This is a genomic window from Arenibaculum sp., assembly GCF_035998295.1.
In the GTDB taxonomy this organism is placed as follows: Bacteria; Pseudomonadota; Alphaproteobacteria; order Azospirillales; family Azospirillaceae; genus DASYHS01.
The window spans coordinates 1-8,996 of the sequence record NZ_DASYHS010000006.1 but is presented as its reverse complement, the minus strand read 5'-3'; the positions used below and the strand labels follow the sequence as shown (position 1 = coordinate 8,996).

The following is an 8,996-nucleotide window of genomic DNA, read 5'->3' as shown; positions in this document are numbered from 1 at the left end:
GAAACCGCTTCGGTCCAGGCATTGTTGGGCAACCCCATCGACAGCAAGCCGCATCTACCGGCACTGACGGGGTTCCGTACGAATGCCGCCCAGAGCCGGATCGTGCTTTCGGCACTTTGGGCGCTCGGACCCCGCTCTCCTCTGACCGGCGAAAGGTACGAGCGGGAGGACCTCACCGAGGAGATCCAGCCTGACGGCACGCTGGCGGACGTGACGCCGCGAATCCTCGCGTCCGAGCCGGACCAGTGCCGGGGCTGGGCGGCGAACCGCATGCTCGTGCCCGAAGCGGATCTGCGGGGCCCCATGGCCGGTCTCCTCATCAACCGGCCGCTGGAAAGACTAGTAGAGGAGCGCGTTTTTCTTTCTTCTCATGCACTTGATGATGGTATCGCCAACGCTCTCGCGCGCGATGACAGGGTTGCCTTTCTGGAAGGAAGACAGCGCCGCCTGGAGGGCGTCGTTAAAGATTTCCTCGAGAGGATGGCTGGAGCCGGGCTTGAAGACACGCCTCCTCTCGAGGCGTTCGAGTTCGACGATCTGGATGCGGTTAGAGATGACGCATTCGATTGAGGGACAGTTTGGCGTATTTCTCGAGGATTTCCGCGTCGGGACGCTCCAGCGCCGGGGCGACGTCACGCAATTCGTGTTCGAGGAGGGATACTGGGAAGACCCGCGTCGACCAGTGTTGGGACTGCGCTTCGAGAACGCCCCCATGGAACGTCATCGCAGCCGCATGCGCCTTCCATCCTGGTTCTCGAACCTCCTGCCCGAGGGCCATCTGCGACAGTGGATTGCCGAGGCGCGCGGCGTCCCGGTTCAAAGGGAAATGGAACTGCTCGCCCAAGTGGGGCACGACCTCCCCGGCGCGGTGCGTGTAGTTGCCGCCGACAGCGTCGTTCCGGTCGACTTCCCGGAGGAAAGCGAGCACGGGGTTCCTGGATCCATGTCCGCGCAGAGATTGTGGAGGTTCTCCCTGGCGGGCGTCGGGTTGAAGTTCTCCATGCTTGCCCGGGGCGAAAGACTGACGATCCCAGCCGCGGGCGACAATGGAGACTGGATCGTCAAGCTGCCGGACCCGATACACCCGGAAGTGCCTCGCAACGAGTTCGCCATGATGACCCTGGCGAAGGCGGCCGGGATGGATGTGCCCACGATCCGCCTCGTCCATCGGGACATGATCGACGAACTTCCGGACCAGATGTGGCCGGGGAGAGAATGCTGGGCTTTCGCGATAAAGCGCTTTGATCGCGGGCCGGGACGTAGCCGCATTCATATCGAGGACATGGCGCAGGTCCGCGGTTTCTATCCCGAGGACAAATATCTGGGGAGTTTCGAGACCATCGCGGCGCTGTTCCACCGCGGTCACGATGTGGAGAGCCTGAGGGAGTTCACGCGGCGACTGGCGTTCAGCGTCCTGATCGGCAATGGCGATGCTCACCTGAAGAACTGGTCGCTCATATATCGCAATCGACGCATACCGGAAATTGCGCCCGCCTATGATCTCGTCGCGACGTTTCTCTATCGGCCCGACGGCGAAGGCCCGGAAGACATGGGGCTCCGGCTCGGAGGATCGAGGCGCTTCGCCGATGTCTCGCCGTCCACCTTCGTTCTGCTCGACAGGAGGCTCGGCGCGCAGGCGGGCTTGGGCGACGTCGTGGACGAACTGGTCCGGAAGGTCGTCTCCAACCGGCCGATCGTCGACGAGATCCTGGCGGAGTTTCCGGACTTCCGTCGAAGGATCGGATCTTTCATTGACCAGCGCGTCGCGCAGTTCGGTAGCTGACCGGGTGCATTGCGACCAGTCTACCGGCCCCTCGGCTGGGTGCGCAGGAACTCGACCAGGTCGCCGCGGCGCGGGTCGATGACGTAGAGGGTCTGCGTGCCGTCGATCCGCTCGACCGTGACGGCGAGCAGGGTGCCGACGGCGACGGTGTCGGTGATGATCGCGCCCGGCGGCAGCTCCAGCGGCGCCACCGGCGCGCGGGCGCGCATCACGCCTTCGGAGGCCGGCGCCGGGGCCCGGCGGGCGGCACGCTCGGCCTCGATCGCGGCGCGGTATTCGGTGTCGTTCGTGCGCCGCCACACCTCGTAGCCGATATAGGCGAAGCCGGCCACGATCAGCAGGCCCATCACGGAGAGCACGATCTTCAGCGTGCGCATCATCGTGCCGCCGCCGGCCCCGTCCCCGCCTTCCACCTTCGCCGTCGCCGTCTCGTCCATGCCCGCTCCCTCCCGCCGCGGCCCCGCGGCCGCGACGGATCAGGGAATATCGGCGCGCCTCGGGACGGCGCAAGGAAAAAGGCGTCTCAGGCGGTCGCCGTGCCGCCGATGGTCAGCCCGTCGATGCGCAGGGTCGGCTGGCCGACGCCGACCGGCACGCCCTGGCCGTCCTTGCCGCAGGTGCCGATACCGGGGTCGAGTTCGGTGTCGTCGCCGATCATCGTCACCTTGGTCAGCGCCTCCGGCCCGTTGCCGATGATCGTGGCGCCCTTGACCGCCGGGCCGATCCTGCCGTCCTCGATCAGGTAGGCCTCCGAGGCGGAGAACACGAACTTGCCCGACGTGATGTCGACCTGCCCGCCGCCGAAATTGACGGCGTAGAGGCCGCGCTTGACCGAGGCCAGGATCTCGTCGCGGCTGTGCCCGCCCGGGCGCATCACCGTGTTGGTCATGCGCGGCATCGGCATGTGGGCGAAGCTCTGGCGCCGGCCGTTGCCGGTCGGGCGCATGCCCATCAGGCGCGCGTTCATGCGGTCCTGCATGTAGCCGACCAGGATGCCGTCCTCGATCAGGGTCGTGGTCTGGCCGGGCGTGCCCTCGTCGTCGACGGTGATCGAGCCGCGCCGGTTCTCCAGCGTGCCGTCGTCGACGACGGTGACGCCGGGCGAGGCGACGCGCTGGCCCATCAGGCCGGAGAACGCCGAGGTCTTCTTGCGGTTGAAGTCGCCCTCGAGCCCGTGCCCGATCGCCTCGTGCAGCAGGATGCCGGGCCAGCCCGGCCCGAGCACGATCGGCATCTCGCCGGCCGGGGCCGGGACCGAGCCGAGATTGACCAGCGCTTGGCGCAGCGCCTCGTCGACCTGGGCCTTCCAGGCGTCGGGCTGCAGGTAGGCGTCGTAGGTGACCCGGCCGCCGGCGCCGTGGGAGCCGGTCTCCATCCGCTCGCCGTCGGCGACCACGACCGAGACGCTGAGCCGCACCAGCGGCCGGACGTCGGCGACGCGCATGCCGTCGGGGCGCAGGACCTGGACCGCGTGCCACTCGCCGCCGAGCGAGCAGGAGACCTGCCGGACCCGCGGGTCGCGCGCGCGGGCATAGGCGTCGATGTCGCGCAGCAGCCGCACCTTCGTCTCGAAGTCGACCAGGCCCAGCGGGTTCTCGCCGGTGTAGAGCACGCGGTTGGTGCCGGCCGGCGGTTCCGCCAGCACGCCGCCATGGCCGGCATGGACCGCGCGCACCGTGCCGGCCGCGCGCCGGATCGCGTCCTCCGACAGGGTCGCCGCATGGGCGTAGCCGGTCGCCTCGCCCGCGATCGCGCGCAGGCCGAAGCCCTGGCTGGTGTCGAACGAGGCGCTCTTCAGCTTGCCGTCGTCCCAGGCCAGGCTCTCGGACTGGCCGTATTCCAGGTAGAGCTCGCCGTCGTCGGCGCCCGACAGCGCCTCGGATACGATCGTCTCGACCCGCGCGCGGTCCAGGCCCGCGCGGTTGAAGAACAGGTCGTCGGTGACGGCCAGACTGCTCATGAGGAAACTCCCGATAGCGACATTCCGACTATGTGGTCCATCGCCGGGGCGGGGCAAGGCCGCGCGCTCGTTGACGGGGGCGCGCCGCCGCGCGTATTAGGATGGCCACCTGCCCGCCGGTCGGGACAGGAGACGCCTGCGACGAAATGTACCGCCCGCAGGACCGGCCGGACTTGTTAGCTTCGGGCGCCGCGAGGTACGTTCCGCGGCCCGTGCGGCCATGCTCCGCGGGCGGCCGGAAAGCCGGAAGCGTTTGGGATTTCGCGGGGCTCGCTCCGCCCGAGACGAAGAGTGTTAGGGATGAACCTGAACAGGATCAGCGCCGTCGCGACGGCCTTCATGTTATCGATCTTCGGCGGCATCGGGCAGGCCCTGGCCCAGGACGGCGCGCCCGACCCGCTCGGCGCCCCCACTCCCTGGCAGGTCGGCCTCCAAGGCGCGGCGTCGCCGGTGAAGGAGGCGCTCGTCGACTTCCACAACCTGCTCTTCTACATCATCACCGCCATCTGCGTCCTGGTCCTGGCGCTCCTCGTCTACGTCGTGCTGCGCTTCAACGACAAGAAGAACCCGACGCCGTCCAGCACGTCGCACAACACGCTGATCGAGATCGCGTGGACGGCGCTGCCGGTCCTGATCCTGCTGGTGATCGCGATCCCGTCCTTCCGCGTGCTGTACTTCATGGACCGCACCGAGGAGGCCGAGATGACGCTGAAGGTCACGGGCCGCCAGTGGTACTGGGACTACGAGTACACGGACCAGGAGGGGGTCGCCTTCTCCAGCTACATGATCCCCGAGGAAGATCTCGGGCCCGGCCAGCGCCGCCTGCTCGAAGTCGACGAGCGCGTCGTGCTGCCGGTCGGCACCAACATCCGCGTGCTGGTCACCGCGGGCGACGTCATCCACTCCTGGGCGGTCCCGGCCTTCGGCATCAAGACCGACGCCGTCCCCGGCCGCGTCAACGAGACCTGGGTGCGCATCGAGCAGGAAGGCGTCTACTACGGGCAGTGCTCCGAGATCTGCGGCACCGGCCACGCCTTCATGCCGATCGCGGTCGAGGCCGTCTCCAAGGAGCGCTTCGCGCAGTGGGTCGCGGAGAAGCAGACCGCAATGAAAACCGACGGCGCCGCGCCGGCCGTACAGGTCGCGCAGCAGGCCCGGTAACGCCAGAGCGAGGGAATTCAGCAATGGGCTACGGAGCCACGGGCGCCCACGGGCACGACGACCACCACGACCACAAGCCGGGCTTCGTGAGCCGCTGGCTGTTCTCGACCAACCACAAGGACATCGGCACCCTCTACCTGATCTTCGCGATCGTCGCCGGGCTCATCGGCGGGCTGTTCTCCGTGATCATGCGCCTCGAGCTGCAGGACCCGGGGATGCAGTGGGTCACCGACGGCCAGGTGTGGAACGTGTTCATCTCGGCCCACGGCCTGATCATGGTGTTCTTCGTGGTCATGCCGGCGATGATCGGCGGCTTCGGCAACTGGTTCGTGCCGCTGATGATCGGCGCGCCGGACATGGCGTTCCCGCGCCTCAACAACATCAGCTTCTGGCTGCTGGTCCCGGCCTTCGCGCTGCTGATCGGCTCGGCCTTCACCGGCACCGGCGCCGGCACCGGCTGGACGATCTACCCGCCGCTGTCCTCGGCGCTCGGCCATCCCGGGCCGTCGGTCGACATGGCGATCTTCGCCCTGCACCTGGCCGGCGCCTCCTCGATCCTGGGCGCCATCAACTTCATCACCACCATCTTCAACATGCGCGCACCGGGCATGACGCTGCACAAGATGCCGCTGTTCGCCTGGTCGATGCTGGTGACCGCGTTCCTGCTGCTGCTGGCGGTGCCGGTGCTCGGCGGCGCGATCACGATGCTGCTGACCGACCGCAACTTCGGCACGACCTTCTTCGACCCCGCCGGCGGCGGCGACCCGGTCCTGTTCCAGCACCTGTTCTGGTTCTTCGGCCACCCCGAGGTCTACATCATGATCCTGCCGGGCTTCGGCATGATCAGCCACGTCGTCGCCACCTTCTCGCGCAAGCCGGTGTTCGGCTATCTCGGCATGGCCTACGCCATGGTCGCGATCGGCGTCGTCGGCTTCGTCGTGTGGGCGCACCACATGTTCACGGTCGGCCTCGACGTCGACACGAAGGCGTATTTCACGGCGGCGACGATGATCATCGCCGTGCCGACGGGCATCAAGATCTTCTCCTGGATCGCGACGATGTGGGGCGGCTCGATCCGCTTCGACACGCCGATGCTGTTCGCGGTCGGCTTCATCTTCCTGTTCACGGTCGGCGGCGTCACCGGCGTGGTGCTGGCCAATGCCGGCATGGACATCGTCCTGCACGACACCTACTACGTCGTCGCGCACTTCCACTACGTGCTGTCGCTGGGCGCGCTGTTCTCGATCTTCGCGGGCTTCTACTACTGGATCGGCAAGATGTCGGGCCGGCAGTACCCGGAGTTCTGGGGCAAGGTGCATTTCTGGCTGACCTTCATCGGCGTGAACCTGACCTTCTTCCCGCAGCACTTCCTGGGCCTGGCCGGCATGCCGCGCCGCATCCCGGACTACCCGGACGCCTATGCGGGCTGGAACCTGGTCTCCTCGGTCGGGGCGTACATCTCCTTCGCGGCGGCGCTGCTGTTCGTCGCGATCGCGATCTACACGCTGGTGGCCGGTCGCCGCGTCGGCGCCAACTACTGGGGCGACGGGGCGACGACCCTGGAGTGGACGGTCAGCAGCCCGCCGCCGTTCCACGCCTTCGACGAGCTGCCCCGCGTCAAGTAAGGGGCGAGAGGACCCGGCTCCCGGTGCGTCGAGCTACCGGGAGCCGGCGGTTTTGGGAAAGGATGCGACTTTCATGAGCGACGCGACCATCCGCCGCGAGGCGGTCATGGACGCCGGCACGGCCGGGGTCCGCGACTACGTGGAACTGCTGAAGCCGCGCGTGATGTCGCTCGTGACCTTCAGCGGCCTGGCCGGCCTGATCGCGGCGCCGGGCGCCCTCCACCCGGTGCTGGCGGCGACCGCGATCCTGTGCATCGCGGTGGCGGCCGGGGCGGCCGGCGCCATCAACATGTGGTACGACCGCGACATCGACGCGGTGATGCAGCGCACCCGGGGCCGCCCGATCCCCGAGGGCAGGGTCGCTCCCGGGGACGCGCTCGCCTTCGGGGTCGTGCTGACGCTGGGCGCGGTCGTGCTGATGGGGCTCGCGACCAACTGGGCGGCGGCGGCGCTGCTGGCGCTGGCCTCGGGCTTCTACATCTTCGTCTACACGATGTGGCTGAAGCGCCGGACGCCGCAGAACATCGTGATCGGCGGGGCCGCCGGCGCCTTTCCGCCGATGATCGGCTGGGCCGCGGTCACCGGCGACGTCGGCGTGGCCTCCATCGCGCTGTTCCTGCTGATCTTCATGTGGACGCCGCCGCATTTCTGGGCGCTCGCGCTGTTCCGCAACGCCGACTACCGGAAGGCCGGGGTGCCGATGCTGCCCGTCGTCGCCGGCGAGCGCGAGACCAAGCGGCAGATGCTCGCCTATACCGTGCTGCTGCTGCCGGTGGCGCTGGCCCCCTGGTTCCTCGGCATCGCCGGGACCGCCTATCTCGTCGGCGCGTCCGTGCTCGGCCCGCTGTTCGTCGTGACGGCGGTGCGGGTGTGGTTCGACCGGACCGACCGGTCGGCCAAGCAGATGTTCGCCTTCTCGATCCTGTACCTGTTCCTGCTGTTCGCGCTGCTGATCGCGGACAACATGGCCTGAGGATGCCGGTGGCGATGGAAGACGAACACAGGAAGCGCCGGCGCGCGAAGAACCTCGCGATGCTGGCCGTGCTGCTGGCGCTGGTAGCGCTGCTCTACGCGATCACCATGGTCAAGATGGGGGCGTGATGGACCCGAGGACGAGACGCCGGAACCGGTTCGTGGTGATCGCCCTGGCCGGGCTGGTCGCCGGCATGACCGGGCTTTCCTTCGCCGCGGTGCCGCTCTACGACCTGTTCTGCCGGGTGACGGGCTTCGGCGGCACCACCCAGGTCGCGGCCGCCCCGGCGAACCGCGTGCTCGACCGCAGGATCACGATCCGCTTCAACGCGGACGTCAACGGCGACGTGCCCTGGCAGTTCCGGCCCGAGCGCCCGGCGATCGAGATGAAGGTCGGCGAGACGGCGCTGGTCAGCTATTCCGCCCGCAACCTCTCCGACAAGCCGGTCACGGGCACCGCGGTGTACAACGTGACCCCCCAGAAGGCGGGCCTCTACTTCAACAAGATCCAGTGCTTCTGCTTCGACGAGCAGGTGCTCCAGGCCGGGCAGCGGGTCGACATGCCGGTCTATTTCTTCGTCGATCCCGCGATCGCCGACGACCCGAACCTGGACGACGTCAACACCATCACGCTGTCCTACACCTTCTTCCGCGCGAAGTCGGACGGCACGGCCCAGGTGTCCGAGAACTACCAAGCGCCGGCCGCGGCCCATTGAGCCGCGACGGCGACGAGAATTCCACGAGGGTAGACAAGAATGGCTGAACCGCACGCCCACGCCGCACACGCCCACGCCCCTGGCGCACATGCCCACGCCGCCGACGGCGGCGCCAAGCATCCCTACCACTTGGTCGACCCGAGCCCGTGGCCGCTGGTCGGCTCGCTTGCCGCCGGCACGCTCGCGATCGGCGGCGTCCTGTTCATGCACGGCAGCGGGCCGTGGCTGATGGTGGCGGGCCTGGTCGGCGTCCTCCTCGTGATGGCCGCCTGGTGGCGCGACGTCCTGAAGGAGGCGGTCCACCAGAAGGTCCACACCCCGGTGGTCAAGATCGGCCTGCGCTACGGGATGATGCTGTTCATCGCCTCGGAGGTGATGTTCTTCGCCGCCTTCTTCTGGGCCTTCTTCGGCGCGGCCTTCTACCCGTCGGAGGTGACCGGCGGCGTGTGGCCGCCCGACGGCATCGAGACGGTCGAGGCCTTCGGCCTGCCCCTGATGATGACCCTGATCCTGCTGCTCTCGGGCACCACCGTGACCTGGGCCCATCACGCGATCATGGAGGGCAAGAGGAAGGACGCGGCCGTGGCGCTCGCCATCACGGTCCTGCTCGGCATCGTGTTCACGGGCTTCCAGGCGTACGAGTACGTGCACGCCCATTTCGGCTTCACCGAGGGCATCTACCCGTCGACCTTCTACATGGCGACCGGCTTCCACGGCTTCCACGTCATCGTCGGCACGATCTTCCTGGCGGTCTGCTTCTTCCGGACGCTTGCCGGCCA

The 8,996-nt window shown here is 68.0% G+C and carries 9 protein-coding genes; 7 read left to right on the top strand and 2 right to left on the bottom strand.

Translation table 11 applies throughout. The features are described from left to right. Both VGO20_RS00260 and VGO20_RS00255 read left to right on the top strand, forming a co-directional pair. The coding region (locus VGO20_RS00260) for a hypothetical protein (protein WP_327500264.1) at window positions 1-570 on the top strand (570 nt) is incomplete at its 5' end. After that, window positions 554-1,783, top strand: a complete 1,230-nt coding sequence (locus VGO20_RS00255; RefSeq protein WP_327500263.1) for a type II toxin-antitoxin system HipA family toxin — start codon at window positions 554-556, stop codon at window positions 1,781-1,783. The genes VGO20_RS00260 and VGO20_RS00255, both read left to right, overlap by 17 nt. Before the next feature lie 20 nt (window positions 1,784-1,803). Here VGO20_RS00255 and VGO20_RS00250 read toward each other — a convergent pair whose 3' ends face one another. Then, window positions 1,804-2,220, bottom strand: a complete 417-nt coding sequence (locus VGO20_RS00250) for a hypothetical protein (RefSeq protein WP_327500262.1) — start codon at window positions 2,218-2,220, stop codon at window positions 1,804-1,806. Window positions 2,221-2,306: 86 nt separating this feature from the next. Then, a complete protein-coding gene (gene tldD, locus VGO20_RS00245; RefSeq protein ID WP_327500261.1) occupies window positions 2,307-3,743 on the bottom strand; it encodes a metalloprotease TldD in 1,437 nt (478 codons plus the stop codon). A gap of 300 nt (window positions 3,744-4,043) precedes the next feature. Between tldD and coxB the strand changes: the two genes are divergently transcribed. The 5 genes from coxB to VGO20_RS00220 all read left to right on the top strand — a co-directional run. After that, complete coding sequence (coxB, locus tag VGO20_RS00240) at window positions 4,044-4,904, top strand: cytochrome c oxidase subunit II (protein WP_327500260.1); 861 nt, start codon at window positions 4,044-4,046, stop codon at window positions 4,902-4,904. A 23-nt stretch (window positions 4,905-4,927) separates the two neighbouring features. Next, complete coding sequence (gene ctaD, locus VGO20_RS00235) at window positions 4,928-6,529, top strand: cytochrome c oxidase subunit I (protein ID WP_327500259.1); 1,602 nt, start codon at window positions 4,928-4,930, stop codon at window positions 6,527-6,529. A 73-nt stretch (window positions 6,530-6,602) separates the two neighbouring features. Beyond that, window positions 6,603-7,502, top strand: a complete 900-nt coding sequence (cyoE, locus tag VGO20_RS00230) for a heme o synthase (protein WP_327500258.1) — start codon at window positions 6,603-6,605, stop codon at window positions 7,500-7,502. 127 nt (window positions 7,503-7,629) lie between these two features. Further along, a complete protein-coding gene (locus VGO20_RS00225; protein WP_327500257.1) occupies window positions 7,630-8,217 on the top strand; it encodes a cytochrome c oxidase assembly protein in 588 nt (195 codons plus the stop codon). 39 nt (window positions 8,218-8,256) lie between these two features. Beyond that, window positions 8,257-8,996, top strand: a 740-nt coding sequence (locus tag VGO20_RS00220) for a cytochrome c oxidase subunit 3 (RefSeq protein WP_327500256.1), incomplete at its 3' end; no start/stop codon positions are given.

What these genes read in the sequence shown, in the direction of transcription:
- VGO20_RS00255 (WP_327500263.1), top strand. Translation starts at nt 554, where the DNA reads ATGACGCATTCGATTGAGGGACAGTTTGGCGTATTTCTCGAGGATTTC.
- VGO20_RS00250 (WP_327500262.1), bottom strand. Translation starts at nt 2,220, where the DNA reads ATGGACGAGACGGCGACGGCGAAGGTGGAAGGCGGGGACGGGGCCGGC.
- tldD (WP_327500261.1), bottom strand. Translation starts at nt 3,743, where the DNA reads ATGAGCAGTCTGGCCGTCACCGACGACCTGTTCTTCAACCGCGCGGGC.
- coxB (WP_327500260.1), top strand. Translation starts at nt 4,044, where the DNA reads ATGAACCTGAACAGGATCAGCGCCGTCGCGACGGCCTTCATGTTATCG.
- ctaD (WP_327500259.1), top strand. Translation starts at nt 4,928, where the DNA reads ATGGGCTACGGAGCCACGGGCGCCCACGGGCACGACGACCACCACGAC.
- cyoE (WP_327500258.1), top strand. Translation starts at nt 6,603, where the DNA reads ATGAGCGACGCGACCATCCGCCGCGAGGCGGTCATGGACGCCGGCACG.
- VGO20_RS00225 (WP_327500257.1), top strand. Translation starts at nt 7,630, where the DNA reads ATGGACCCGAGGACGAGACGCCGGAACCGGTTCGTGGTGATCGCCCTG.